Raw genomic sequence first — 23,386 nt, forward strand, 5'->3', positions numbered from 1 at the left:
GAGCTCCCGTTCAGTCCAGCTTGATGTCCGCCTTGCGGATGATTTCCGCGTACTGCGCGGTTTCCTTGTCGATCTGCTCGGCGAAGCGCTGGGGGCCGTACATGCGGATGTTCCCCTGCTGCTCCAGCCGCGCCTTCACGGCCGGGTCTTGGAGCGCAGATGCGATCGCCTCGGACAGCGCGTTCACGACGGGCGCGGGCGTCTGCGCCGGCACGAGGGCGCCGACCCAGAACGAGATATCGAAGCCTGGATAGCCGGCCTCCGCGATGGCCGGCACGTCGGGCAGCTCGTGCCAGCGCTGGGCCGACGTGACGGCCAGCGCGCGCAGTTGCCCGGCCTTGATCTTCGGCACTGCCGAGGGGTTGTCGAACGCCGCGTCCACCTCGCCGCCCATCAGCGCCACCTGGGCAGGGGCGGAGCCCCGGTAGGCCACGTGCGTCATGTTCACGCCGGCCATGCCGTTGAGCAGCTCGAAGCTCAGCTGCGTGAGGTTGCCCACGCCTGCCGATCCATAGGAGTAGGCGCCCGGCTTGGCCTTGGCCGCGTGCAGCATGTCCTGCAGCGTGGGGGCTGTGCCGAGCGGGCCCTTCTGCGGATTGACCGTCAGGATGAACGGCACCGACACCACGAGCGACACCGGCGCGAAGTCCTTCTTCGGGTCGTAGCTCATCTTCTTGTAGAGCAGCGGATTGACGGTGATCGTGCTCGAGTTGCTGATCAGCACCGTGTACCCATCGGGCTGCGAGCGTGCAACCTCGGTGGCGGCGAGCATGCCGTTGGCGCCCGTCTTGTTGTCCACCACCACGGGCTGTCCGAGCTTGGTGGTCAGGTGCTGCGCAATGATGCGGGCCACCGAGTCGATGGAGTTGCCCGCGCTGAAGCCCACCACGAAGCGGATGGGCTTGTTGGGGTAGCCCTGGGCCGTGGCAGGCATGGCGACCATGCCAGTTGCCAGCGCCGCCACGGCGGCTGCCAGAAAGGTGCGTTTTGCGTTCATGAGGTCTCCTGTCTTGACTTAAAGTGTTCTATAGAAAAGAATTTAAGTTCTCTTTTTTTCAGTTTTCAAGAAAGTCGTCCTTCCGTCAACCCGTTGCCGATAGGGGTTAACCCCTGAAAAACCTCCCGCCTCCCCGCCCTTTCGCTCCTGAAAATGGATACCCTGTTGCCCAAGATAGAATTCGCCATCGAGCCACCACGCAACGCGCGCATGCCCCCCCTGACGTCCACGGAGCCTTCGGAAAAGAGCGACGGTGTCGCCGCGGTCGATCGCGCGCTGCACATCGCCACCTCGCTGGCGAACTCGGCCCAGGCGCTCACGCTCACGGAGCTCTCGCAGGCCACGGGCATGTACAAGAGCACGCTGCTGCGCCTGCTCGCCTCTCTGGAGCGTGCCGGGCTGGTGACGCACCGCGCGGACAAGCGGTATGCGCTGGGGCCGCTGGCCTTCGTGTTCGGCCGCTCCTTCGAGCAGGTGCACGGCCTGCAGGGCGCCATCCAGCCCATCCTGCAGTGGCTGGTGGAACAGGGCACGGAGAGCCCGTCGTTCCACGTGCGCCACGACCAGAGCCACCGGCTGTGCCTCATGCGCATCGACTCCAACCACTCGACGCTGGATCGCGTGCGCACGGGAGACCTGCTGCCCCTGCACAAAGGCGCCGCGGGCAAGGTGATCACCACCCTGGAGCAGGGCTCGCATGCGCAAGCCGCGGCCGCCGGCGATCTCGTCTTCACATCGTTCGGCGAGCGCGATCCTCTCTGCGGCGCCATCGCGGCGCCGGTGTTCGGCCCCTCGGCCTCGCTGCTCGGCGCGATTTCGGTATCGGGGCCGCTGGAGCGGTTTTCCGAGCTCGCAGTGCAGCGCATGAAGGCCCTCGTCCTGGCCGCAGCCGAGCGCGCCACGCACAGCCTCGGCGGGAAATGGCCGAGCGCATCCTGACCTGACCCCTCCGTTTCTTGCTGTACCGCTGACCGCCGCGCCGCTGGGCGCACCAGCGTGCATGGGCGGCACACCTCAATTTTCAGAACTTTTGTTCCATCAGTAGAAACACTAGGCAGACGCACTCGGCTTGTCCACGAAAATTCGAAAAATAGAATTTTTGTTCTGAAAATCGTGAAAGGTTCCAGATGCTTGAACACAAGCCCATGCTGATCGCGGGACAGGATGCACCGGGCGAGCAAGGCATTGCCCCGCTGGTCTCCGTCAACCCGGCAACGGGCGAAACCAACCACGAGGTGGCCGCCGCGGGGCCGCGCACCGTGGACGAGGCCGTGCGCAACGCTGCGCAGGCCAGCAAGGCCGGTACCTGGACGCAGATGCTGCCGATGCAGCGCGCGCGCATCCTGTTCGGCATCGCCGATCGCATGGAGCGCGACAGCGACCAGCTCGCGCGCCTGCAGATGCTCGAGAACGGCAAGGTGTGGAGCGAGTGCGTCAAGCAGGTCAAGAGCGCCGCCGCCACCTTCCGCTACTACGGCGCGGTCTGCGAGACGACGGGCTCGGAGGTGACGCCGGCGCGTGGCAACTACCTGTCCATGACGGCCTACGAGCCCTATGGCGTGGTGGCGGCCATCACGCCGTGGAATTCGCCGCTGACGATGGAGGCGCAGAAGATCGCCCCGGCGCTGGCGGCGGGCAACGCGGTCGTGCTCAAGCCCTCGGAGGTCACGCCCTCGACCGGCCTGGCCGTGGGCCGCATCGCGCTGGAGGCGGGCCTGCCGCCCGGGCTGCTGAACGTGCTGCCGGGCACCGGGCACGACGTGGGCGCGGCGCTGGTCGCGCACCCGCTGGTGCGCATGGTGTCGTTCACGGGCGGCACGGAGAGCGGCCGGCGCATTGCCGAGGTGGCCGCGCGCAAGCTCATGCCCGTGGCGCTGGAGCTGGGCGGCAAGTCGCCCCACATCGTCTTTGCCGATGCCGACATCGACGCCGCCGTGGCCGCCGTGGCCGACGGCATCTTCGAGGGCAGCGGCCAGTCGTGCGTGGCCGGCTCGCGCCTGTTCGTGCAGCGCTCCGTGCAGGCCGAAGTGGTGCGCAAGCTCACGGAGCGCGCCCGCTCGCTGCGCGTGGATCTGCCCGATGCGGCCGGCGCCGAGATGGGCCCGCTCGCCTCCTTCGCGCACCGCGACAAGGTCGAGCGCATGGTGGAGGACGCGCGCGCCGCGGGCGCGCAGATCCTCGCGGGCGGCGCGCGGCCCGGCGCCGCAGCGCTGGCGCGCGGCGCCTACTACCTGCCCACGGTGATCGGCGGCATCGACAACCGCGCGGCCATCGCCCAGCAGGAAATCTTCGGCCCCGTGCTCTGCGTGCTGCCGTTCGACGACGAGGAAGACCTCATCGCCCAGGCCAACGACAGCACCCTCGGCCTCGCCTCCGGCGTCTGGACGGCCGATTACCAGCGCGCCTGGCGCGTCGCGCGCGCGCTGGAAGCGGGCACCGTCTGGATCAACACCTACAAGCAACTGTCCATCGCCACGCCCTTCGGCGGCTTCAAGGAAAGCGGCATCGGGCGCGAGAAGGGCATCACCGGCATGCGGCTGTACCAGCAGCCCAAGGGCATCTATTTCGGCATGGCATGAACGGCCGACAGGAAAAGCACATGAACAACACCACCAAGCAAGTGATCGGCTTCATCGGCCTGGGCGTGATGGGCGAGCCCATCTGCCGCAACCTCGCGGTGAAGACCGGCGCCCGCGTGATCGCGCACGACCTCGACGCGGCCCCGCTGCAGCGCCTGGCCGCGCACGGCGTGCAGGCCGCGCCCAGCGCCGCGGCCGTGATGCAGGCGGCCGACGTCGTCTTCCTCTCGCTGCCCTCGGGCGAAATCGTCGCGCAGTTGTGCCGCCAGGACGGCGGCCTGCTGGCCTCGGCACGCGCGGGCCAGACCATCGTGGATCTGAGCACGTCGCCCGTGGACACCACCCGCGAACTGGCCCGTGAATTCGCGGCCCTGGGCACGCAATTCGTGGACGCGCCCGTGGCGCGCACCCGCGCCGCCGCCGAAGCGGGCACGCTCGCGGTGATGGTGGGCGCCGCGCCCGAGGTGTTCGAGGCCGTCAAGCCGCTGATCGCCACCTTCGCCTCCGACATCGCGCTGTGCGGGCCCGTGGGCTGCGGCCAGGTGCTCAAGATCCTCAACAACATGGTGCTGTTCGAGACCGTGGTGGCCGTGAGCGAGGCCAAGGCCATCGGCGAGAAGGCCGGGGTCGATCCCAATGTGCTGTTCGACACGCTCTCGAAGGGCTCGGCCGACAGCTTCGCGCTGCGCAACCACGGCATGAAGGCCGTGCTGCCCGGCGAATTCCCCGAGCGCGCGTTCTCCGTGCTCTACGCGCGCAAGGATCTGAAGTACGCGCTGCAACTGGCGCGCGACGCGGGCGTGGATGCGCGCGGCGCGGCCGTCGTCGATGCATGGTTCCAGCAGGCCATCGACAGCGGCCTGGGCGAGAAGTACCACCCCGTCATCAGCCGGCTGATCGCCGGCCAGCGCTGAAGCGCGCAGGAGAAACACATGCCATCCATCACCCGCCGCGGGGCGCTGCGCTGCGCCCTGGCCGCCGCATGCGCGCCCGGCCTGGCCTTCGCCCAGGAAGCGCCCTTCCCTTCCGGCAACGTCCACCTCGTCGTGCCCTACGCGGCGGGCGGCGCCACCGACATCGTGGCCCGCGCGGTGGCCGACAAACTGGGCCCGCGCTGGGGCAAGCCGGTCGTCATCGACAACAAGCCCGGCGCCGGCACGACGCTGGCCGCCGCGCAGGTGGCGCGCGCGCCCGGCGACGGCCACCTGCTCTACATGACCACCTCGGCGCACACCATCAGCGCCGCGCTGTACAAGAAGCTCGACTACGACCCCCTGGCGAGCTTCGCCGCGCTCACGCTGGTCGCGAAGGTGCCGCTGGTGCTGGTCGTGCGGCCCAGCCTGGAGGTCTCGACGCTGGACGAGTTCACCCGCTACGCGCGCGCCAACCCGGACAAAGCCGCCTACGCCTCGCCCGGCAACGGCACGGCCCAGCACCTCACGGGCGAGATGTTCAACGCCGCGATGAAAACGCGCATGGTGCACGTGCCCTACAAGGGCGACGCGCCCGCCATCACCGACCTGCTGGGCGGCTCGGTGGACGCGATGTTCGCCACGCTCACCGTGGTGCTGCCGCACATCGCCTCGGGCAAGCTCAAGGCCATCGCGCTGGCCAACGGCAGCCGCATCGAGAAGGTGCCTGCCATTCCCACCTTCGCCGAAGCGGGGCTGCCAAACTTCGAGGCCGCCACGTGGTTCGGCGTGCTCGCGCCCGCCGCGCTGCCGCAGGGCTTGCGCGAGCGCATCAGCCGGGACATCCGCGCAGTGGTAGACCAGCCCGACCTGCGCGCGCGGCTGATCGACCTCGGCGGCGAGGTCGTCTCCAACACGCCCGCCGAGTTCGACGCCTTCATGCGGGCCGAGTCGGCCAAGTGGCGAGGCATCGTCCAGCAGTCCGGAGCGGTGATCAACTAGCAGCAGGGGGCTGCGACAATCGCCGCCCATGCTCCACTACCTCACCATCCCCGTCACCGCGTTCCAGCAGAACTGCTCGCTCGTCTGGTGCGACCAGACCATGGACGCCGCCGTGATCGACCCGGGCGGCGACCTGGACGTGCTGCTGGCCGAAGCGAAGCGCCTGGGCCTGCAGCTGAAGGCCATCTGGCTCACGCACGCCCACATCGACCACGCGGGCGGCGCAGGCGAGCTGGCGCAGCGCCTGCAGTTGCCCATCGTCGGCCCGCAGGAGGGCGACCAGTTCTGGATCGACGGCCTGCCGCAACAGAGCGCGATGTTCGGCTTTCCGCCCGCGCTGCCGTTCGCGCCCACCCGCTGGCTGCACGACGGCGACACGGTCACCATCGGCCATGAGACCTTGAACGTGCGCCATTGCCCGGGCCACACGCCGGGCCACGTGGTGTTCCACGCGCCGCAGATCGACCGCGCCTTCGTGGGCGACGTGCTGTTCGCCGGCAGCATTGGCCGCACGGACTTTCCGCAGGGCAACCACCAGCAGCTCATCGGCAGCATCACCCAGCGCCTGTGGCCCATGGGCGACCAGACGGTGTTCATCCCCGGCCACGGGCCGGAGAGCACCTTCGGACGCGAGCGGCGCAGCAATCCCTACGTGGGCGGCACCTGATCGCACACTACCAAAAAAAATAGCTGCTCGCGCTTGTTGCATAAGCGCTGGCAGCCAATTCGGTTTGTATTGAATGGCCAGGAATGGCGCCAATGAAAATCATTCTCAATAGAATGATCGATTTGCAACACCGTCTCCCGCCATGTCCCCTCTCCTGCACCGTGTGCGCCGCTGGCTGAGCGGCGCGCTGTTCCTCCTCGCCGCCACGGCCCAGGCCCAGCCGGCCGCCACGACCACCGTCACCGACCTCGCGGGCCGCACCGTGCGCGTGCCTGCCAAGGTGGAGCGCATCCTGCTCGGCGAAGGCCGCCTGCTGCCGCTGCTCGCGGTGTTCGACAAGGACGACCCCGCGCGCCGCCTCGTCGCCATGATGGGCGAGTTCGAAAAGCTCGACGCGCCCGGCTATGCGCAGTGGACGCGCCGCTTTCCGCAGATCGACAAGGTGCCGCGCGTGGGCCGCACCAGCAGCGGCAGCTTCAGCGACGAGCAGGCCATCACGCTCAAGCCGCAGCTGGCCATCCTCGGCCTGGCGGGCGGCCACGGCCCGAGCGAGCGCGACCGCGAGACCCTGGCGCGCCTGGAGGCCGCGGGCACCGCCGTGGTGTTCATCGACCTGCGCCACGACCCGCTGGTCAACACGCCGCGCAGCATGCTGCTGCTGGGCGAGGTGCTGGGCAAAAAGGCCGAGGCCGAGGCGTTCGTCGCGTACTGGCGCGCGCAGCTCGCCGTGGTGACCGACCGGCTGGCCAAGGCCCGGCCCCAGGCGCCCACGGTGTTCCTGGAAAACCGCGTGGGCCTCTCGGACGGCTGCTGCGACACCATGGTGGGCCTGGTGGGCAAGCTGCTCGACGCGGCGGGCTCGCGCAACGTGGCCAAGGACCTGATCCCCGGCGAGTTCGGCACGCTGAACCCCGAGTTCCTGATCGCGCGCCAGCCGCGCTTCTACATCGGCACCGGCATCGGCGCGCTGGCGACGCAGCAGCAGATGCCGCTGCGCGTCGTGCTCGGCGCCGACGCCACGCCCGAGGCCGCGCAGGCATCGCTGGCGCGCGCCGTGCAGCGCCGGGGCATCGCGCAGTTGCAGGCCGTCAAAGAGGGGCGCGCCTATGCGATGTGGCACCACTTCTACAACTCGCCATTCAACGTGGTGGCCGTGCAGGTGTTCGCGAAGTGGCTTCATCCCGAGCTGTTCGCCGACCTCGACCCGCGCGCCACGCTGCAGACGATGTACGACCGCTTCCAGCCCATTGCGCTGGAAGGCGTCTACTGGACGGCGCTCAAGCCATGACGGGCACGTTGGCCCGCCGCGCCGTGCTGGGCCTGGGCGCGGCACTGGCCTTGCCCGGCTGCGCGCTGCGGCCCACACTGGAAGGCGCGCCCCCCGTGGCCCTGCCGGACACGCGGCAGATCGACATCGCCGCTGGCGGACACATCCATCGCATCATGCTCGCCGTGCCGCCCGCGCCGCCGCCGGCGCAGGGCTGGCCCGTGCTCTACGTGCTGGACGGCAACCTGCTGTTCGCGCCCACCGCGCAGCTCATGCGCAACCGCTTCGCGCGCGGGCCGGGCGTGCCCACGCAAGGCGCGGTGGTGGTGGGCCTGGGCTACGCGGGCGCCCAAGTGCTCAACCTGGATGCGCGCACCTGGGACTACACGCCGCCCGCGCCCGGCCCCGCCACGGACGAGCGCGGCCGCCGCGAGGGCGGGGCCGATGCCTTCCTCGACTTCCTCGACGCCACGGTGCGCCCGCTGGTGGAGCGCACCGCGCGCGTAGACGCCGCGCGCCAGACGCTGTTCGGCCATTCCTACGGCGGGCTGTGCGTGCTGCACGCGCTGTTCACGCGGCCGGGCGCCTTCCAGAACTATGTGGCCGCGAGCCCCTCGGTCTGGTGGCGTAACGGCTTCATCCTGCAGGAGCAGGCACGCTTTCTTGAAGAGCGGCGCGCCGATGCGCCCGCGCTGCGCCTGTGGGTCTCCCAAGGCGAACTGGAGGCCCAAATGCCCGCCGACCCCGCCCGTGCCGCCATCGCACGCGAGCGGCGCGGCACCGACCGCCTGCACACGCTGCTGGACGGCCTGCGCGGCGCACCCGCGCTGGACCTGCGCTTCACCACCTTCCCCGGCGCCGACCACGGCGGCGCCATGCTGCCCGCCGCGCAGCAGGCGCTGGCCCTCGCCATCGGGGGCCGCACATGACCTCACTGGCCGCGCGCTACCGCCGCTTCGCCGCGCTGCGCCTGTGGCTGCTGGCCGCGATGGCGCTGGTGCTCTGCGCCACCTTCGTGCTCGACCTGGCGACCGGCCCCTCGGGCCTGCCGTTCGCCGACGTGGTGGCCGGTCTGCTGCGGCCCTCCGGCATGCCGCTGGAACAGCGCGTGATCCTCTGGGAGGTGCGCCTGCCCTACGCGGTAATGGCGCTGCTGGTGGGCGCGTCGCTGGGCCTCGCGGGCGCGGAGATGCAGACGGCGCTGAACAACCCTCTGGCCAGCCCCTTCACGCTGGGCCTTTCGGCGGCGGCGGCGGTGGGCGCCTCCATCGCCGTGGTGAGCGGCTTCACGCTGATGGCCTTTGGTGAAAACCTCGCGGTGCCACTCGCGGCCTTCGTCTGCGCGTCTGCGGCCACGCTGCTGATCCAGCTGCTCGCCTGGCGCTACGGCCCCACGGTGGACACCGTGGTGCTCTTCGGCATCGCGCTGCTGTTCTCCTTCGAGGCGCTGCTGTGGCTCATGCAGTTCATCGCCGACAGCAACGCGCTGCAGCAGATCGTGTTCTGGACCATGGGCAGCCTCTCGCGCGCCACCTGGAACAAGATCGGCCTGGTGGGCTGCGTGCTGCTGCTGTGCGGCATCTGGTCGGCCCGCAACGCCTGGCCGCTCACGGCCCTGCGCGCGGGCGAGGACCAGGCACGCAGCTTCGGCATCGCGGTGGAGCGGCTGCGCCTCGTCACGCTGCTGCGCGTGAGCCTGCTCGCGGCGACGGCGTTGGCCTTCGTGGGCACCATCGGCTTCGTGGGCCTGGTGGGGCCGCACATCGCGCGGCTGCTGCTGGGCGAAGACCACCGCTACTACCTGCCGGGCAGCGCGCTCGCGGGCGCGCTCATGCTGTCGGGCGCGTCCATCCTCAGCAAGACGCTGGTGCCCGGCGTGGTGCTGCCCATCGGCATCATCACCGCGCTGGTGGGTGTGCCCATGTTCATGGCCCTGGTGCTCTCGCGCAGGAGGGGTGGCGCATGACCGAAGGACTGGAGCTGCGCGGCCTGAGCGCCGGCTACCCGCGCCGACCCGTGCTGCAAGGGCTGGACTTGGAACGCATCGCGCCCGGCACGCTGGTGGCGCTGGTGGGGCCGAACGCCGTGGGCAAGTCCACGCTGCTCAAGGCCATCGCCGGGCTGCGCCCCGTGCGCGGGCAGGTGCTGCTGGACGGCACCGACCTGGCCACCCTGCCCCCGCGCGAGCGCCTGCGCCGCGTGGGCTACCTGCCGCAGGCGCTGCCCCAGGCAACGTCGCTGGTGGCGTATGAATCCATGCTGAGCGCGCTACGCGCCAGCCGCCCCGACCTGGGGACCGCGCAGGCCGAGGCCGCCATCGCCCGCGCCTTCGCCACGCTGGGGCTGGACGCGCTGGCGCTGCGGCCCCTGAACGAGCTCTCGGGCGGGCAGCGCCAGATGATCGGCCTGGCCCAGGTGCTGGTGCGCGCGCCGCGCCTGCTGCTGCTGGACGAACCCACCAGCGCGCTCGACCTGCGCTGGCAACTGCAGGTGCTGCAGGCCGTGCGCGCGCTGGTCGACGAAGGCCAAACGCTGGCCCTGATCGCCGTGCACGACCTGAACCTGGCGCTGCGCTTTTGCGACCGCATCGTGGTCCTGGGCCAGGGTCGCGTGCTGGCGGCGGGCCGCCCCGCCGACGTGCTCACGCCCGCGCTGCTGCACACCGCCTACGGCGTGCGCGCGCGCATCGAGCACTGCTCGCTGGGCCATCCGCTGGTGCTGGCCGACGAAACCATCTCCCTTGACAACGACGCCCCATGATCCACGCCCGAGGCTACGACGAACGCACAGGCCATACCGAATTTCCGCGGGGAACTTGCGGGATGCGTGCCGACAATGCCGCGCTGCACTTCAGCATTGACGAGTACATCAAGCTGTTCTCGCACAAGAACCCGTTGGCGGAGCAGCGGGATTCTTAGAACGCCTTTCAAGATCTTGGGATAAGAATGGCTTGTAGCGCTTATGCAGCCTTCTCTAACAGCTATAGTTTTTGAGCTACACCGCCATCCCCACCACTACTTTGCGGTACAACTGCTCCATGGTCTGATTCGCTACTTTCAAGCGATGCGGTCATGCCGAAGGGGAAAACGACACCACCTGTCCATGCAATCGCACACATTCACGGCTCAACACGTGAATGGGGAATGACGATGTTTTGGATCACAGTTTTGGGCCTGGGCTTGTCCTGGATGCTGGTCAAGTTTGGAGCAATGTCCGCCACGGCGAGTTTTCTGATGCTGGCGCTCAAACTGCTGCTCGTCTTGACAGTCATCGGGGGCTTGATTGGCGTGTGGGCATGGTTTCGGCACAAACCCTGACGACAATCCAGGAAAGTGGACGCCAACAACGAAATTGAGAAGAGAGGAATGACGCAAGGCACACACGACACGATCGCCTACCGACTGTCGCAAATTCTCATCAAGCTGAACCAGGGCGAAAAGCTGGCGCCTGACGCTCTGGCCGAAGATTTCGGGGTCCATGTGCGCACCATCCAACGCGACCTGAAGGTGCGTCTGGCCTACTTGCCCCTGACGCGGCGCAATGGCTTGTACCAGTTGGAGTCGGTATTTCTGGGCAAACTCGGCTTCAAGGACATTGAGCGCTTCGCCTCCCTTGCCGGAGTCAAGGGACTGTTCCCCGCGCTGTCCAACGATTTTCTAAGGGACATCTTTGACGACCGCATGCAGGCGGCCTGGCTGGTCAAGAGCCATGCATACGAAGACCTGTCCCACGCCAAGCATCTCTTCCAACAGTTGGAGCAAGCCATTGTCCAGAGTTGGATGGTCAGCCTTGAACTCCACCATGAAGGCAAGACAAAGCGATATGAGGCCGTGGCTCCCTACCGCCTGCTGAACATCAAGGGCATCTGGTACCTGGCAGCGATGCACCACGGCAGATACAAAACCTTTGGCATCGGAAAATTACAGCGCGTGAACACCAGCCACACACCCTTCGAGAAGATTCCCGAAATCGAAGCGGACATAGAGCGCCAGGAAGGCGCTTGGCACTCCGATACGGATCACCCGGTCACGCTCCACATTGCTGCACCCGTGGCGCCGTATTTCAAGCGCAGGCCCTTGGTGCCACACCAACAGATCACCCAGGAAAATGCAGAGGGTGATTTGCTGGCGACAACGCTGGTGGGGCACCCCAACCAAATCCTGCCCATCGTTCGCTATTGGCTGCCGCATATCCGTATCGTCAGCCCGACCCAGTGGCAAACTGATCTGGAGCGGGAGTTGAGCGCCTATGTTTCGAGGGCCGCCAATGCCGAAGACCACGAATTTTCAACAGCTTCTAAAGCCAGAATTCGGGAGTAGGCCGTAACGTGTCAACCGATCAACGCCCTCCCGATCCATCACCAGCCAGCAGCTTTCTGAGCAGGATCGCCGCTTTTTTGAACCGCGACGTGGCATCGTTTTTCAACGGTGGAACTTCAACGGAGAAGGAGAAAACGCCCCGCAGTGCAGCCCCTGCCGAACCTGCAGTTGAACCGCTACTGAAACCCGAGCGACTAGCCTATCTGGCATTCCAGCGCACAGTGCTGGACTGGCGCGACAACGCCCATGCCGAGATCCTGTCCGCCATGGTCGCGCTGCATCGGGAATTCACACGCTACATCGACTACCAATTGGACGACATGGGCGTATTCAGCGGATGGTTTGCCGATCCGGCCGATGAAGTCCTCGCACCAGAATTTGCCCAACAGATACAAGCGCCCATGAGCGCCTGCCTGCGCCGCCAGGAAGCAGCATTGAACGCCATTGCAGAGAAAGAGGCCTCCGGCCAAGAAAACCTTGTCCACTTTCGGACGGTGGAGTTGGCCACTGGCTGCGCATGCCTGACTGGGCTGGATTTCAAGCCATCGGCGCACAAGGCGATGATCGAAAAACTCCACGCCAAGCTCCTGGGCACCAATGGCATCGCCCCCGACCTTTGCAACCAAGCCACGCACCTAGCCAACCAGATGATTCAAGAAAGGCACGCATGCTGAGCACCATCCCCTTCGAGCTTCCTGCCAAGTTCGCGGCACAGTTGGCAACGGGAGAGTTGGTGCGGTATGGCGGCATCCTGAAAAGCGCAGGCACTGGGCAGATCATTGCGCACCTCCAGGAAACCGGGATGGCGCAGTCCATGCTCTCATCCATCGTTTCCGGCGTGCCCACGCCGCTTTCTCTGGTATCCAATGTGATCAACGCCGGCTCGGGCATCTACACAGCGGTCCAGGTACGCCAGATCGAGGCCCTTATGGAGACGCTGCAAACCTTGCAGGTGGCGACGCTGGGCGTATCCCTGGTGGGTGTGGGCGTCAGCGTTGCGGGTTTTGTGTACATGCGCAAGCGCTTCAATGCCCTGGACGAGCGACTCGACCAAGTCATCAATGCCATCCATGCTGGATTTGAAAATCAGCGCAAGGATGATTTACGCGCGCGGATGTCTCGAATCAAGGGACTGATTCGACGCGCAGAGCAGGCCAAGGAGTTCTCCAACCCCCAGTCCGAATACCGAGAGGTGGCTGCGGCGCTCGCAGATCAGGCCGCCTATTTCGACGGCGAAATCTCTGTCATCCTGTCCGCCAAAGGCCCTATTCCCGCAGACCTGTTCTGGCAGTTGGCGCAATCACTGATGCTTTGCAATAACGTGCGCATCGATTGCGGAATACGCAGCGATGAACTCAGGCACACCCTGCGCATCGCTGAAGCGGTGGCGTCGGAATACCAAGGCCTGTTCAATCCGCTGACGCCCATGTCTTTTGATGGCTCCGTCGAGAACGGCCTGAATACTGTCCGAGTGCTTCGGGACATCAGCGACTCCGCTGCAAGCAAGCCGTATTTGATCGACTACTTGCGTACCCAAAGAATTACCGGCAAAGAGTATGTCAACGCACTAGAACAAGAGAAGCAGGAACCGCTCCTCATGCTGAAAACCAGCTAGAGCGTGTTATGAACTCACCCCCGTGCCCAAGGCAGGCAACGCCTTTGGCAGCATGAGGATCACGAAGATCAGGAAATGCAATCCGGCGAGCACTTCGGGCAATCTTTCATAGTCGCGGCTGAGCCTTCTGAATCGCGCCAGCCAGCCAAAGCTGCGCTCGACCACCCAGCGCCTGGGCAGCAGCACAAAGCCCTTCTTGGCCTCGGGCAGCTTGACAATTTGCAGATCAATGCCGTGCTCGCTGGCCTGCCGGTTGGGCTCTTCGCCCGTGTAGCCCTGGTCGGCCCAGGCCAGTCTCACCGTCTCGCCTGTCGCTTCCTGCACCGCCTCGCACAACGGCGCCACTTGCGCTCGCTCCTGTTCATTGGCTGGTGTGATATGGACGGCCAGCAAATGCCCCAGCGTATCGACGGCCATGTGCACTTTCGAGCCGTTGCGCCGCTTGTAACCATCGTAGCCAGCACGCGGACCACTCTCACAGCTCGATTGCAAGGTGCGTCCATCCAAGACTGCCGCACTGGGCTGGCCCTGGCGTCCTTGCGCCACGCGAATGACCGAGCGAAGGTCGTTGGCCATTGCCTCAAAGCATCCTGCTTGCAACCAGCGGCGTGTTTGCTGATAGACCGCCTCCCACAGCGGGAAGTCCCCAGGCAGCATGCGCCAGGGCGCACCCGCACGGGCCATCCAGCGCAAGGCATTGAACACTTCGCGCAGTTCGTGCTGGCGTTGCGCTGCCTTCTCGTCGATCAGTGCCAGGTACGGCGCCGCGAAGCCCCACTCCTCATCCGTGACATCCGTGGGGTACTGCTTGCGCCTTGCCATGTGGCGAATCTACCGCACGCGCTATCAAGTTCATAACACGCTCTAGTCACAGCCCCTGCGTGGGCGGCGAATTGCTCACAATCAAATCGACCTCTAGCGCTTATGTATCAAGCGCAGGCAGCTATCGATTGGATAGCTGATGCGGGTCTGCTTCATCCGCGGCGGCGACCGGCGCCCCTGCGGCCCAGGCCTGCCAATGCCGCGGCGGCCAGCGCCGTCAACGCCACTGCGGCCTGCGACAGCCCCGGCACCGGCACGGGGCCGGGGGCGACCGTCGTCGGCGTGACCGGCGCGGAGACCGCCGATACCGGCCCCTCGCCGTTGGGGTGCTGCGCCCGCACCGTGAAGGTATACGGCGTGCCGTTCGCCAGCCCGGTCACCGTGCAGCTGGTGGCAGGCGCCACGGCCGTGCAGCCAGCGCCGCCGGGGCTGGCGGTGACGGCGTAGCCTGCCGGCGGGTTGCCGCCGGTGCTGGCGGGGGGCGTCCAGCTCACCGTCACCTCGCCGTTGCCCGGCGCGCCGCCCGGCGTGCCTGCCGGGTTGGTGAACCGGACCAGCGTCGCTGCCGAGGGAACGCCGTCCACCACCACCCGCGCCATGTAGAGCCCCGCCGGCAGACCGCCAAAATTCGCGGTCAATCCCGTATCCGTGAAGCTGACCGGGCTCAAGACCCGGATGAAACCGTTGACCATGTGCTGCAAATGAAGCTGCGGGGTGCTGGCACCCGTCGCACCCGTGAACCCCGTTCCCGTCAGGTTCAGCACCCCGGCGCGCTGCAGCAGGGGCAGGGGGTTTACCACCGGCGCAGGCCCGGCGGGCACGTCGGGGGTGTAGCGCTCCACCGAGGCGTAGAAGCTCGTCCCTGGCAATGAGTGGAATCCCCCCGTCAGCAGCACGTCGCCGTCGGCAAGCAGGTGGGCCGAACCGTTTTCACGCCCCACGCCCATCGACCCGTCAAGGGTCCACGCACCCGTCGTGTGGTCGTAGATCTCCGCTTCGGGGTGGGCGACTCGCGCAGTATTGGAGCCGCCCACCATCAGCACCTGGCCAGACGGCAGCACCGTGGCATGGGCCAGCGGCGAACCCATGGCGCCGCTGCGCGGAAAGTTCATCGCCCCTGTGGCAGTCCAGGTGTTGTCCGTGGGGCTGTAGATTTCAGCGTGCGCCGTGACGCCCGCGCCCGTCCAGCCCCCCGCGAGCAGCGCCCGGCCGTCGGGCAGCAGGTTCAGGCTGGCATAGTGGCGCGGCACCAGCGGGGGCGCCACGATGCTCCACGTTCCCGTGGCCGGGTTGTAGATTTCCGCCCCAAGCACCTCGCCACTGCCAGAGTATCCCGAGGCCACCAGCACCCGGCCATCGCCCAGCAGCACCGCCGCGTGCGCATTACGGGCCTGGGCCATGCTGCCGGTCGCCGCCCACGTGCGGGTCTGCGGGTCGTAGAGCTCGGCCGAAACCAAGCGGACGCCTCCTCCTCCGATCCCGCCCGCCACCAGCACCTTGCCATCGGGCAGCAGCGTCATCGAAGGCAACGTGCGCACGGCGGTCTGGGTGCCACCGGGAAGCCATGCGTCGGCCACCGGGTCGAACAAGCGCGCCTGCGTGCTGCCGTCAGAGCGCACGAGCACCTGCCCGGTGCCCAGCGTAACCGCCTCGGTCACATTACCCGTCAACCCGCTGGCGGCGATCGGCGCCCAGGCCCCGCCGGCGTAGCGCTCGCCGCCGGCGACGAACCCGCCTGAATTGACCCCGTTGAAAACAGCCACCGAGCCATCGTCCAGCAGCACCCCGGCATGCTGCCCACGCGCCGTGGCCATGGGGGTATCGGCAGTCCAGACGCCTGCGGCGCCGGGGGCTGCCACAGCAGGGCCGCCAGGCCCAGGCAGGGGAAGATTTTGGACATGCCTCGCCTCCGAAAAACAGCGAGGCTATCGGCGCTGCGCCACGCTGTCTGTCGCCCTTTCGGGCGACAAGGCGGCGAACCACCGCGAACGGCTACCTGGAGCGCGCCTGCCGGTACAGCCCCTCCACGCGCGGCACGTTCTCCTGCAGCTCGCGGATCCGGTCCGGCCCCGTGGGGTGGGTGGACAGGAACCCGATGCCGCTGCTGCCCGTGGCCTCGCCCATCTTGCGCCACAGGGTCACGGCGGCCTGCGGGTCGTAGCCCGCGCGGGCGGCCAGCTCCAGGCCGACGAGGTCGGCCTCGGTCTCGTCGCTGCGGCTGAACTTGAGCGTGAGCAGCTGCGTGCCCAGGTTGGCCGCCGCGTTGCCCAGGTCGCCCAGGCCCAGCAGCTGCGCGCCCAGCGACAGGCCGATGCTGGTGGCCTGGCTCTTGGCGATGCGCGAGCGCGCGTGCTCACGCAGCGCGTGGGCCATCTCGTGGCCCATGACCATGGCGATCTCGTCGTCGGTGAGCTTGAGCTGGTCGAGGATGCCCGTGTAGAACGCGATCTTGCCGCCGGGCATGCAGAAGGCGTTGATCTGCTTGCTGCCGATCAGGTTCACCTCCCAGCGCCAGGAGCCCGCGCGGCTGTTCCACTGCGCGGCGTACGGGATGATGCGCTGCGCGATGGCGCGCAGCTTCACCAGCTGCGGGTGGCCATCGGGCGCCAGCGCGCCCTTGGCCTTGGCCTGCGCCAGCATCTGGCTGTACTGCTGGGTGGCCGAGGTTTCCAGCTGCTCGGCCGGCACCAGCTTGCGCATGCCCGATGCGCTGCCCACGTCCACCTGCGCGGCGGCGGGGAGCGCGGCCGCGCCGGCGGCGGCCAGTACGAAGGCGCGGCGCGCGTTCCAGACACCGCCGGCGCAGCAGCGGCAGCCGGACGGACCAGGGAAGTCGATGGCAGGAGGGGTCATGGAGCGAAGTCTACGATTGCGCGCGCAACTCCGCCCAGATCACCAGCAGCAGGCCTGCCAGCACGCCGCCCAGCCCCCAGAAGGCCATGGCCGAGGGCCGCTCGCCCACGACCAGGATGGCCAGCGCGAAGGCCGTCACCGGCTCGGCCAGGGCCAGCGTCACGCCGGTGGCGCCGCTGATGTGGCGCAGCGCCGCGCTGAACAGCAGATAGGCCAGCCCCGTGGCCGCCAGCCCCAGGTACAGCACCACGCCCCAGGTGGCTGGCGACGGCGCGGGTACCCCGCCGAGCAGCAGCGCCACGGGCAGCGACAGCAGGCCCGCGCCGCCGAACACCGCGAGGTTCACCACGGCCGGCGCCGCCTGCGCCACCAGGCGCTTGTTCAGCAGCGCATAGCCCGCATACGCCAGCCCGGCCAGCAGGCACAGGGCGATGCCCCCGAGCGGCGCGCGCACGCTGGCGCCCCCGTCCAGCGCCATGGCCGCGCCGCCCGCCACGCCCAGCAGCGTGCCCAGCCACCACACCGGGGCGGGCCAGCGCCGCTGCGCCACGGTCTGCAGCAGCCCGGCCCAGACCGGCCCGCTGCCGATGGCCAGCGCCGTGCCCAGCGCCACGCCGCTGGCCTTCACACCCGCGAAGAAGCTCAGGTTGTACGCCGCCACGCACAGCGCGGCCAGCGGCAGCACGCCACCGCGCAGGCCGCGCCAGCCCCGCGCCCGCAGCGCGGGCCAGGCCAGCACGGCGAAGAACGCGCTGGCCACGCCCAGGCGCAGCGCGCCCACCCAGTAGGGCGACAGCGTGGGCGGCGCCAGGCTTTGCGCGGTGCCGGTGGTGCCCCAGAGCATGGCGGCGAGCAGCACCATGGCGATGCTGCGCAGGGATGCGGTGTTCATGCACCCATGGTGCGCGCGGGCGGCGCCGCGACTGTCGAGCGACGCGCGAAGTGCGGCGCGCTTTTGCTTCTCTATCGATAGCTGCTTGCGCTTTCTGGGTAAGCGCTGGAGGGCTATTTGGCTTGTAATCCACGCAGCGCCCGTGCACCCGTGCCGCGTTCGCGCCGCAGCGCATAGGCCAGCGCGCTGGCGCTGGCGTAGCCGGTGCGCAGCGCGGTGGCCTCCAGCGGCAGGCCGCGCGCCAGTGCGGCCGCGGCCACGTCCAGCCGGCGCGCGCGCAGCCAGGCCTGGGGCGTGGCGCCGGTCAGCTCCGCCAGGCGGGCGTGGAAGCGCGGCGCGCTCAGGTGGAACAGCCGGGCCATGCGCGCGGTGGGCCAGTCCTCGTGCAGCGCGACGTCCACGGCGGCCTGCAGCGCGGCCAGGTCCAGCCCGCGGCGCGCCAGCACGCGCGGCGCCTGCAGCAGCAGCGCCAGATGCGCGGCCGGATCGCAGGCGTGGCGCGCGCCGGGCGGCACGGCGAAGCGGCGCACGCGGTCGATCGCCGCCTGGGGCGGCGCGTCGATCACGAAGATGCGCGTGCCCGGCCGCGCCAGGAAGCCGTGCGCCGTGCCCGCGGGCACCACCAGCCCGCAGGCCGTGTCCACGAACGCGGCGCGGCCCGCCACCTCCAGCTCCATGCGGCCCTCGAGCGCGTAGAGGACCTGGGCGTGCACGTGCGCGTGCGACTGGTGCTCGCCGGCATAGCGGCGCACCGAGGCGACGGGGTGGGCGAGCGCGGCGCGTGGCATGGGCGTGATGGTAGCTGCGGATAATCCCCGCCCATGCCCGATTCCTCTCCCCTCCCCGCGCGCCGCTCCTGGCGCGAGGCCTGGCTCGTCTACCTGGAGCCCGCCAGCCTGCGCATGCTGGCGCTGGGCTTTTCCGCCGGCCTGCCGCTGCTGCTGGTGCTGGGCACGCTCTCGTTTCGCCTGCGCGAGGCGGGCATCGACCGCACCACCATCGGCTACCTGAGCTGGGTGGGCCTGGCGTATGCCTTCAAGTGGGTCTGGGCGCCGCTGGTGGACCGCATGCCGCTGCCGCTGCTCACGCGCGCGCTCGGGCGGCGGCGCGGCTGGCTGCTGCTGGCGCAGGCGGTGGTGATGGGCGGGCTGGTCGGCATGGCGCTGATCGACCCGCGCGCGCAGTTGGGCACCCTGGTGTGGTGCGCGCTGCTGGTGGCCTTCGGCTCGGCCACGCAGGACATCGCGCTGGACGCTTTCCGCATCGAATCGGCCGACGCCGACCGCCAGGCCGCGCTGGCCGCCACCTACCAGACGGGCTACCGCCTGGCGATGATCTGGGCCGGCGCGGGCGTGCTCTGGGTGGCCGCGCGCGCCGAGGTGCCGGGAGTGGAGGGCTACCAGAGCGGCGCCTGGCGCGCGGCCTACCTGGCCATGGCCGCGTCGATGCTCGCGGGCATTCTCACCGTGCTGCTCTCGCGCGAACCCGCGCCCCGCCCGCTGCCGCCCACGCGCGGCCTGGGCGAGTGGCTGCGCGGCGCGCTGGTGGAGCCGTTCGCCGACTTCATCCGCCGCCACCGCTGGCACGCGGCGCTGATCCTGGGGCTGATCGCCGTCTACCGCATCAGCGACGTGGTCATGGGCATCATGGCCAACCCGTTCTACGTGGACATGGGCTACACCAAGGACGAGGTGGCCGCCGTGACCAAGGTCTTCGGCGTGGTGATGACGCTGGCCGGCGCCTTCGTGGGCGGCGTGCTCTCGATGCGCCTGGGCGTGATGCGCGTGCTGATGTTGGGCGCGGTGCTCTCGGCCCTGAGCAACCTGCTGTTCGCCTGGCTAGGCCAGCGCGGGCACGACGTGACGGGGCTGGTGCTGGTGGTCAGCGCCGACAACCTGGCGGGCGGCATCGCCTCGGCGGCATTCATCGCCTACCTGTCGAGCCTGACGAACGTGCAGTACTCGGCCACGCAGTACGCGCTGTTCAGCTCGATGATGCTGCTGCTGCCCAAATGGCTCGCGGGCTTCTCCGGGCAGTTCGTCGATGCGCACGGCTACGCAGCGTTCTTCACCGGCACGGCGCTGCTGGGGCTGCCGGTGCTGGTGCTGGTGGCACTGGCTTCAAGGGTCAAATCGGCACCTGGCGCTTGACAGGCAAGCGCAAGCAGCTATTAATTCAGAAGCGGTTTACCAAAACTTTACAGACACTTCAACGTACCGAGATACCCAACCCGCAGGATTCCCCCATGAGCGCGCAACTCCTGATGATCGAAGACGACCACCGCCTCGCGCAGATGGTGGGCGAATACCTGGGCCAGTCCGGCCTGCACGTGACGCACATGGCCGACGGCGCGAGCGGCCTGGCGCGCCTGCAGAACCCCGAAGGCGGCCAGCTGCCCGACCTGGTGATCCTCGACCTGATGCTGCCCGACACCGACGGGCTGGAGGTGTGCCGCCGCATCCGCGCGCTGCCCGGCGCCGCCGCCAAGGTGCCGGTGCTGATGCTCACCGCCAAGGGCGACCCCATGGACCGCGTGATCGGCCTGGAGATCGGCGCCGACGACTACCTGCCCAAGCCCTTCGAGCCGCGCGAGCTGCTCGCGCGCATCCGTGCCATCCTGCGCCGGCGCGAGGCCGGCGCCCAGCCCACGGCCAACGTGCTGCGCTTCGGCAGCCTGGAGATCGACCGCGACGCACGCACCGTGAGCGTGGCAGGCCAGGCGGTGGACCTCACCTCCTACCAGTTCGACCTGCTGGCCGCCATGGCCGAGCGCGCGGGCCGCGTGCTCACGCGCGACCAGATCATGGAGGCCGTGCGCGGCCGCGAGCTGGAGGCGTTCGACCGCTCCATCGACGTGCACATGGGCCGCATCCGCGCGGCCATCGAGGCCGACCCGAAGAACCCGCGCCGCATCCTCACCGTGCGCGGCGTGGGCTACGTGTTCGCCAAGCAGCAAGACTGATGTCCCTGGTCAGCCCCTTCTCCCGGCGCCTGTACCTGCGCATCTGGCTCGCGGTGGTCGGCGGCGTGCTGGTGTTCGCGTTCGCCGTCGGTTTCGCCTGGCGCTGGGCGGCCGACCAGACCCAGCAGCAGCCGCCCACGCGCGAGATCGTGCTCACCGACCCGCAGGGCCGCACGCTGGTGGACGGCGTGGGCGAGCGCCAGCGGCTGGACCCGAGCGAGGGCATCCACTACCGCATCCAATCCAGCGACGGCAAGGTCTACGAGATGCGCATGTCGCCGCGCACCCCGCACGTGCGCCCCGACGAGCGCGGGCCGGCCGCGTGGTTCCGCCCGCCCTTCGGCTTCCTGTGGATCCTGGGCCTCGTGGGCATCGCGGTCACGGTGGGCGTGTTCCCCATCATCCGCCGCCTGCTGCAGCGGCTGGAAACGCTGCAGAGCAGCGTGCAGCGCTTCGGCGAGGGCGACCTGTCCGTGCGCGTGGCCGAGCAGGGCCACGACGAGGTGGCGGCCCTGGCGCGCCAGTTCAACGCCGCCGCCGAGCGCATCGAGACGCTGGTGCAGTCGCACAAGTCGCTGCTGGCCAACGCCTCGCATGAACTGCGCTCGCCCCTCACGCGCATCCGCATGGGGCTGGAGCTGATGGGCAACGGCGCGCCCTCGCCCGCGTTCCGCGCAGAGATCGAGCGCAACATCGCCGAGCTGGACCAGCTCGTCGACGAGATCCTGCTCGCCAGCCGCCTGGACGCCGGCGCCGCCGACGTGGGCACCATCGAACCCGTGGACCTGGTGGGCCTGGCCGTGGAGGAATGCGTACGCGTCGATGCCGAGCTGCAGACCGCCGTCACCTCCGAGGGGGGTCGAGGTGCCCGGCGTCTCCAAGCTGCTGCGCCGCGCCGTGCGCAACCTGCTGGAGAACGCGCGCCGCTACAGCCAGGGAGAAATCACCCTGCACATCGACCGCGAAGGCGCCGACGCCGTGCTGCGCGTGTGCGACCACGGCCCCGGCGTGCCGCCCGAGCAGCGCGAGCGCATCTTCGAGCCCTTCTACCGCCTGCCCGGCGCCAGCGAACGCGCGGGCGGCGTGGGCCTGGGGCTGGCGCTGGTGCGCTCCATCGCACAGCGCCATGGCGGCAGCGTGCACTGCGAGGCACGGCCGGACGGCGCGCCCGGCGCCTGCTTCGTGCTGGCTCTGCCGCTTCAGAAATGAGAGCTCCCGGCGCTTGATGGCCAAGCGCTGGAGGCCGATTGGGCTTAACTCTTTTTCCAGCGCAGCGCCGACGCCGCATACATCGCCGCCCCCGCAGCCAGCGCCAGCGCCGCCAGTGCCAGCGCGCGCGCGAAGCCCTGCGCCTCATCCCCCTGCACGAGCAGCCACGCCACCAGGGGCGGCCCCGCGATCTGCCCCAGGGCATAGAGCGCCGTCACCAGGCTGGCGAAGCTGTCGGCAGACTGCGGCCACAGGCGGCGCGCCTCCTGGAGGCCGAAGAAGGTGATGGCCGTGAACGGCAGGCCCAGCAGCGCGCTGCCCAGCGCGAAGCCCGCGGGCGTGGGCCACGCCAACCCCAGGGCGATGCCCAGCGCCTGCAGCGCGTAGCAGGCCGCGAGCAGCCAGCGCCGGTCCCAGCGCGCCGGCGCGCGCGTGCCCAGCACCGTGCCCGCCACCGCGCCCACGCCGAACAGCGGCCAGAACAGGTCGGGCCAGGGCGAGCCCTGCGGCAGTGCCGCGCGCGCGATCACCGGCAGGAACGTGGCCGTGACGATGTAGCCCAGCCCCGCCAGCCCGTAGGCCAGCGCATGCACGGCGCGCGCGGCGGGCGTGCCGCCCTGCACCGCGGCCGGGGCGGTGCGCGCCGCCCCGCCGCCCGGCGCCGCGCGCCCCTGCACCACGGGCCAGACCAGCGCGCACAGCAGCACCGACAGCAGCGCGAACGCCACCCAGCCCGCGGCCGCGCGCCACCCGCCGGCCACCATGGCGCCCGCCGCCAGGCCCGTGAGCCCGATGCCCAGGCCAGGCCCGCAGAAGATCAGGCCGCCCAGCGCGGGCCGGCCCAGCGCCGCCAGGCGCACCATGCACCACGCGGCCACGTTGAGCAGCACCACGGCGCTGGCCGCCCCCGCCGCGAACCGCAGCAGCGGCCAGCCGCCCTGCAGCGGCAGCGCCATCGCCAGCGTGAGCAGCACCGTCGCCACCAGCCCCGCGCGCGCCAGCACCGCCGGGTGCCAGCGCTCGTAGAGCCGGGGCGCCACCCACGGCAGCGCCATGCAGGCCAGCGCGCCGGCCAGGTAGCCCACGTAGTTGGTCATGGCGAGCCAGTTGCCCTCGGCCAGCGTGACCACGCCGTCCGCCAGCATCATGGGCAGCAGCGGCGTGAATGCGAAGCGCCCCACGCCCATGGCGACGGCCAGCGCCAGCATGCCCGCGAAGGCGATGGCGCGCGGCTGCGCGGTCCAGGCGGGATCGGCTTGCATTTCAATCCTGTTTTGAGATAATTTCTTTA

Annotated in this window: 23 protein-coding genes and 1 pseudogene; 17 read left to right on the forward strand and 7 right to left on the reverse strand. The window is 69.1% G+C overall.

The annotated features are described in order from the left end of the window. Positions 1–10 precede the first annotated feature (10 nt). Positions 11–997: a Bug family tripartite tricarboxylate transporter substrate binding protein gene (locus AAG689_RS20740; protein ID WP_406623562.1), complete on the reverse strand. Its 987-nt coding sequence runs from the start codon at positions 995–997 to the stop codon at positions 11–13. A 210-nt stretch (positions 998–1,207) separates the two neighbouring features. Between AAG689_RS20740 and AAG689_RS20745 the strand changes: the two genes are divergently transcribed. The 14 genes from AAG689_RS20745 (at position 1,208) to AAG689_RS20810 (ending at position 13,357) form a co-directional block, all read left to right on the forward strand. Beyond that, positions 1,208–1,936 carry an IclR family transcriptional regulator gene (locus AAG689_RS20745; RefSeq protein ID WP_406623563.1) on the forward strand — a complete coding sequence of 243 codons (729 nt, stop codon included), beginning with the start codon at positions 1,208–1,210 and terminating at the stop codon, positions 1,934–1,936. A gap of 188 nt (positions 1,937–2,124) precedes the next feature. Then, positions 2,125–3,576 carry an aldehyde dehydrogenase gene (locus tag AAG689_RS20750; RefSeq protein ID WP_406623564.1) on the forward strand — a complete coding sequence of 484 codons (1,452 nt, stop codon included), beginning with the start codon at positions 2,125–2,127 and terminating at the stop codon, positions 3,574–3,576. A 20-nt stretch (positions 3,577–3,596) separates the two neighbouring features. Then, positions 3,597–4,490, forward strand: coding sequence for an NAD(P)-dependent oxidoreductase (locus tag AAG689_RS20755; RefSeq protein WP_020230956.1), 894 nt, complete (start codon positions 3,597–3,599; stop codon positions 4,488–4,490). 18 nt (positions 4,491–4,508) lie between these two features. After that, positions 4,509–5,489 carry a tripartite tricarboxylate transporter substrate binding protein gene (locus AAG689_RS20760; protein ID WP_406623565.1) on the forward strand — a complete coding sequence of 327 codons (981 nt, stop codon included), beginning with the start codon at positions 4,509–4,511 and terminating at the stop codon, positions 5,487–5,489. A gap of 28 nt (positions 5,490–5,517) precedes the next feature. Continuing rightward, positions 5,518–6,156, forward strand: coding sequence for an MBL fold metallo-hydrolase (locus tag AAG689_RS20765; RefSeq protein ID WP_406623566.1), 639 nt, complete (start codon positions 5,518–5,520; stop codon positions 6,154–6,156). Between the two features lie 142 nt (positions 6,157–6,298). After that, positions 6,299–7,444 carry an ABC transporter substrate-binding protein gene (locus tag AAG689_RS20770; RefSeq protein ID WP_406623567.1) on the forward strand — a complete coding sequence of 382 codons (1,146 nt, stop codon included), beginning with the start codon at positions 6,299–6,301 and terminating at the stop codon, positions 7,442–7,444. Further along, complete coding sequence (locus AAG689_RS20775) at positions 7,441–8,352, forward strand: alpha/beta hydrolase (protein WP_406623568.1); 912 nt, start codon at positions 7,441–7,443, stop codon at positions 8,350–8,352. Before AAG689_RS20770 ends, AAG689_RS20775 begins: the two co-directional genes overlap by 4 nt. Then, positions 8,349–9,389, forward strand: coding sequence for a FecCD family ABC transporter permease (locus AAG689_RS20780; RefSeq protein ID WP_406623569.1), 1,041 nt, complete (start codon positions 8,349–8,351; stop codon positions 9,387–9,389). Before AAG689_RS20775 ends, AAG689_RS20780 begins: the two co-directional genes overlap by 4 nt. Further along, positions 9,386–10,183: an ABC transporter ATP-binding protein gene (locus AAG689_RS20785; RefSeq protein ID WP_406623570.1), complete on the forward strand. Its 798-nt coding sequence runs from the start codon at positions 9,386–9,388 to the stop codon at positions 10,181–10,183. Before AAG689_RS20780 ends, AAG689_RS20785 begins: the two co-directional genes overlap by 4 nt. Next, positions 10,180–10,341 (forward strand): hypothetical protein, encoded by a 162-nt coding sequence (locus AAG689_RS20790; protein WP_406623571.1) that lies wholly within the window; start codon positions 10,180–10,182, stop codon positions 10,339–10,341. The genes AAG689_RS20785 and AAG689_RS20790 overlap by 4 nt, the downstream gene beginning before the upstream one ends. A gap of 153 nt (positions 10,342–10,494) precedes the next feature. After that, entirely contained in the window at positions 10,495–10,740 is a 246-nt protein-coding gene (locus AAG689_RS20795; protein ID WP_406623572.1) for a hypothetical protein, read from the forward strand. Positions 10,741–10,755: 15 nt separating this feature from the next. Next, positions 10,756–11,742, forward strand: coding sequence for a helix-turn-helix transcriptional regulator (locus AAG689_RS20800; RefSeq protein WP_406623573.1), 987 nt, complete (start codon positions 10,756–10,758; stop codon positions 11,740–11,742). Positions 11,743–11,819: 77 nt separating this feature from the next. Next, positions 11,820–12,416 (forward strand): hypothetical protein, encoded by a 597-nt coding sequence (locus AAG689_RS20805; protein ID WP_406623574.1) that lies wholly within the window; start codon positions 11,820–11,822, stop codon positions 12,414–12,416. Continuing rightward, on the forward strand, positions 12,410–13,357 hold the full coding sequence (locus AAG689_RS20810; protein ID WP_406623575.1) for a hypothetical protein: 948 nt from the start codon (positions 12,410–12,412) through the stop codon (positions 13,355–13,357). Before AAG689_RS20805 ends, AAG689_RS20810 begins: the two co-directional genes overlap by 7 nt. Before the next feature lie 6 nt (positions 13,358–13,363). Here AAG689_RS20810 and AAG689_RS20815 read toward each other — a convergent pair whose 3' ends face one another. The 5 genes from AAG689_RS20815 to AAG689_RS20835 form a co-directional block, all read right to left on the reverse strand. Further along, complete coding sequence (locus AAG689_RS20815; RefSeq protein WP_406623576.1) at positions 13,364–14,179, reverse strand: IS5 family transposase; 816 nt, start codon at positions 14,177–14,179, stop codon at positions 13,364–13,366. A gap of 152 nt (positions 14,180–14,331) precedes the next feature. Next, positions 14,332–15,993: a kelch repeat-containing protein gene (locus AAG689_RS20820; protein WP_406623577.1), complete on the reverse strand. Its 1,662-nt coding sequence runs from the start codon at positions 15,991–15,993 to the stop codon at positions 14,332–14,334. Positions 15,994–16,171: 178 nt separating this feature from the next. Further along, entirely contained in the window at positions 16,172–17,032 is an 861-nt protein-coding gene (locus AAG689_RS20825; protein ID WP_406623578.1) for a M48 family metallopeptidase, read from the reverse strand. 10 nt (positions 17,033–17,042) lie between these two features. Beyond that, positions 17,043–17,924 (reverse strand): DMT family transporter, encoded by an 882-nt coding sequence (locus AAG689_RS20830; RefSeq protein ID WP_406623579.1) that lies wholly within the window; start codon positions 17,922–17,924, stop codon positions 17,043–17,045. 113 nt (positions 17,925–18,037) lie between these two features. Next, positions 18,038–18,712, reverse strand: a complete 675-nt coding sequence (locus tag AAG689_RS20835) for a helix-turn-helix domain-containing protein (RefSeq protein WP_406623580.1) — start codon at positions 18,710–18,712, stop codon at positions 18,038–18,040. 33 nt (positions 18,713–18,745) lie between these two features. Here AAG689_RS20835 and AAG689_RS20840 point away from each other — a divergent pair, with 33 nt between their 5' ends. From AAG689_RS20840 to AAG689_RS20850, 3 genes and pseudogenes are all read left to right on the forward strand, one after another. Further along, positions 18,746–20,074 carry an AmpG family muropeptide MFS transporter gene (locus tag AAG689_RS20840; RefSeq protein ID WP_406623581.1) on the forward strand — a complete coding sequence of 443 codons (1,329 nt, stop codon included), beginning with the start codon at positions 18,746–18,748 and terminating at the stop codon, positions 20,072–20,074. A gap of 95 nt (positions 20,075–20,169) precedes the next feature. Continuing rightward, complete coding sequence (locus AAG689_RS20845) at positions 20,170–20,886, forward strand: response regulator transcription factor (RefSeq protein WP_024001979.1); 717 nt, start codon at positions 20,170–20,172, stop codon at positions 20,884–20,886. Continuing rightward, positions 20,886–22,095: pseudogene (locus tag AAG689_RS20850) on the forward strand (ATP-binding protein). The gene AAG689_RS20845 and the pseudogene AAG689_RS20850 overlap by 1 nt, the downstream one beginning before the upstream one ends. Before the next feature lie 44 nt (positions 22,096–22,139). On the opposite strand, the gene AAG689_RS20855 reads toward AAG689_RS20850, so the two are convergent. Continuing rightward, complete coding sequence (locus tag AAG689_RS20855; RefSeq protein WP_406623582.1) at positions 22,140–23,357, reverse strand: YbfB/YjiJ family MFS transporter; 1,218 nt, start codon at positions 23,355–23,357, stop codon at positions 22,140–22,142. Between the last annotated feature and the right edge of the window lie 29 nt (positions 23,358–23,386).

The organism is Acidovorax sp. SDU_ACID1 (assembly GCF_045291395.1).
Lineage (GTDB): Bacteria > Pseudomonadota > Gammaproteobacteria > Burkholderiales > Burkholderiaceae_C > MR-S7.

What these genes read in the sequence shown, in the direction of transcription:
- AAG689_RS20840 (WP_406623581.1), top strand. Translation starts at nt 18,746, where the DNA reads ATGCCCGATTCCTCTCCCCTCCCCGCGCGCCGCTCCTGGCGCGAGGCC.
- AAG689_RS20770 (WP_406623567.1), top strand. Translation starts at nt 6,299, where the DNA reads ATGTCCCCTCTCCTGCACCGTGTGCGCCGCTGGCTGAGCGGCGCGCTG.
- AAG689_RS20740 (WP_406623562.1), bottom strand. Translation starts at nt 997, where the DNA reads ATGAACGCAAAACGCACCTTTCTGGCAGCCGCCGTGGCGGCGCTGGCA.
- AAG689_RS20845 (WP_024001979.1), top strand. Translation starts at nt 20,170, where the DNA reads ATGAGCGCGCAACTCCTGATGATCGAAGACGACCACCGCCTCGCGCAG.
- AAG689_RS20815 (WP_406623576.1), bottom strand. Translation starts at nt 14,179, where the DNA reads ATGGCAAGGCGCAAGCAGTACCCCACGGATGTCACGGATGAGGAGTGG.
- AAG689_RS20855 (WP_406623582.1), bottom strand. Translation starts at nt 23,357, where the DNA reads ATGCAAGCCGATCCCGCCTGGACCGCGCAGCCGCGCGCCATCGCCTTC.
- AAG689_RS20780 (WP_406623569.1), top strand. Translation starts at nt 8,349, where the DNA reads ATGACCTCACTGGCCGCGCGCTACCGCCGCTTCGCCGCGCTGCGCCTG.
- AAG689_RS20755 (WP_020230956.1), top strand. Translation starts at nt 3,597, where the DNA reads ATGAACAACACCACCAAGCAAGTGATCGGCTTCATCGGCCTGGGCGTG.
- AAG689_RS20785 (WP_406623570.1), top strand. Translation starts at nt 9,386, where the DNA reads ATGACCGAAGGACTGGAGCTGCGCGGCCTGAGCGCCGGCTACCCGCGC.
- AAG689_RS20795 (WP_406623572.1), top strand. Translation starts at nt 10,495, where the DNA reads ATGCCGAAGGGGAAAACGACACCACCTGTCCATGCAATCGCACACATT.
- AAG689_RS20790 (WP_406623571.1), top strand. Translation starts at nt 10,180, where the DNA reads ATGATCCACGCCCGAGGCTACGACGAACGCACAGGCCATACCGAATTT.
- AAG689_RS20830 (WP_406623579.1), bottom strand. Translation starts at nt 17,924, where the DNA reads ATGAACACCGCATCCCTGCGCAGCATCGCCATGGTGCTGCTCGCCGCC.
- AAG689_RS20775 (WP_406623568.1), top strand. Translation starts at nt 7,441, where the DNA reads ATGACGGGCACGTTGGCCCGCCGCGCCGTGCTGGGCCTGGGCGCGGCA.
- AAG689_RS20820 (WP_406623577.1), bottom strand. Translation starts at nt 15,993, where the DNA reads ATGGCCACGGCGCGTGGGCAGCATGCCGGGGTGCTGCTGGACGATGGC.
- AAG689_RS20745 (WP_406623563.1), top strand. Translation starts at nt 1,208, where the DNA reads ATGCCCCCCCTGACGTCCACGGAGCCTTCGGAAAAGAGCGACGGTGTC.
- AAG689_RS20835 (WP_406623580.1), bottom strand. Translation starts at nt 18,712, where the DNA reads ATGCCACGCGCCGCGCTCGCCCACCCCGTCGCCTCGGTGCGCCGCTAT.
- AAG689_RS20825 (WP_406623578.1), bottom strand. Translation starts at nt 17,032, where the DNA reads ATGACCCCTCCTGCCATCGACTTCCCTGGTCCGTCCGGCTGCCGCTGC.
- AAG689_RS20810 (WP_406623575.1), top strand. Translation starts at nt 12,410, where the DNA reads ATGCTGAGCACCATCCCCTTCGAGCTTCCTGCCAAGTTCGCGGCACAG.
- AAG689_RS20765 (WP_406623566.1), top strand. Translation starts at nt 5,518, where the DNA reads ATGCTCCACTACCTCACCATCCCCGTCACCGCGTTCCAGCAGAACTGC.
- AAG689_RS20750 (WP_406623564.1), top strand. Translation starts at nt 2,125, where the DNA reads ATGCTTGAACACAAGCCCATGCTGATCGCGGGACAGGATGCACCGGGC.
- AAG689_RS20760 (WP_406623565.1), top strand. Translation starts at nt 4,509, where the DNA reads ATGCCATCCATCACCCGCCGCGGGGCGCTGCGCTGCGCCCTGGCCGCC.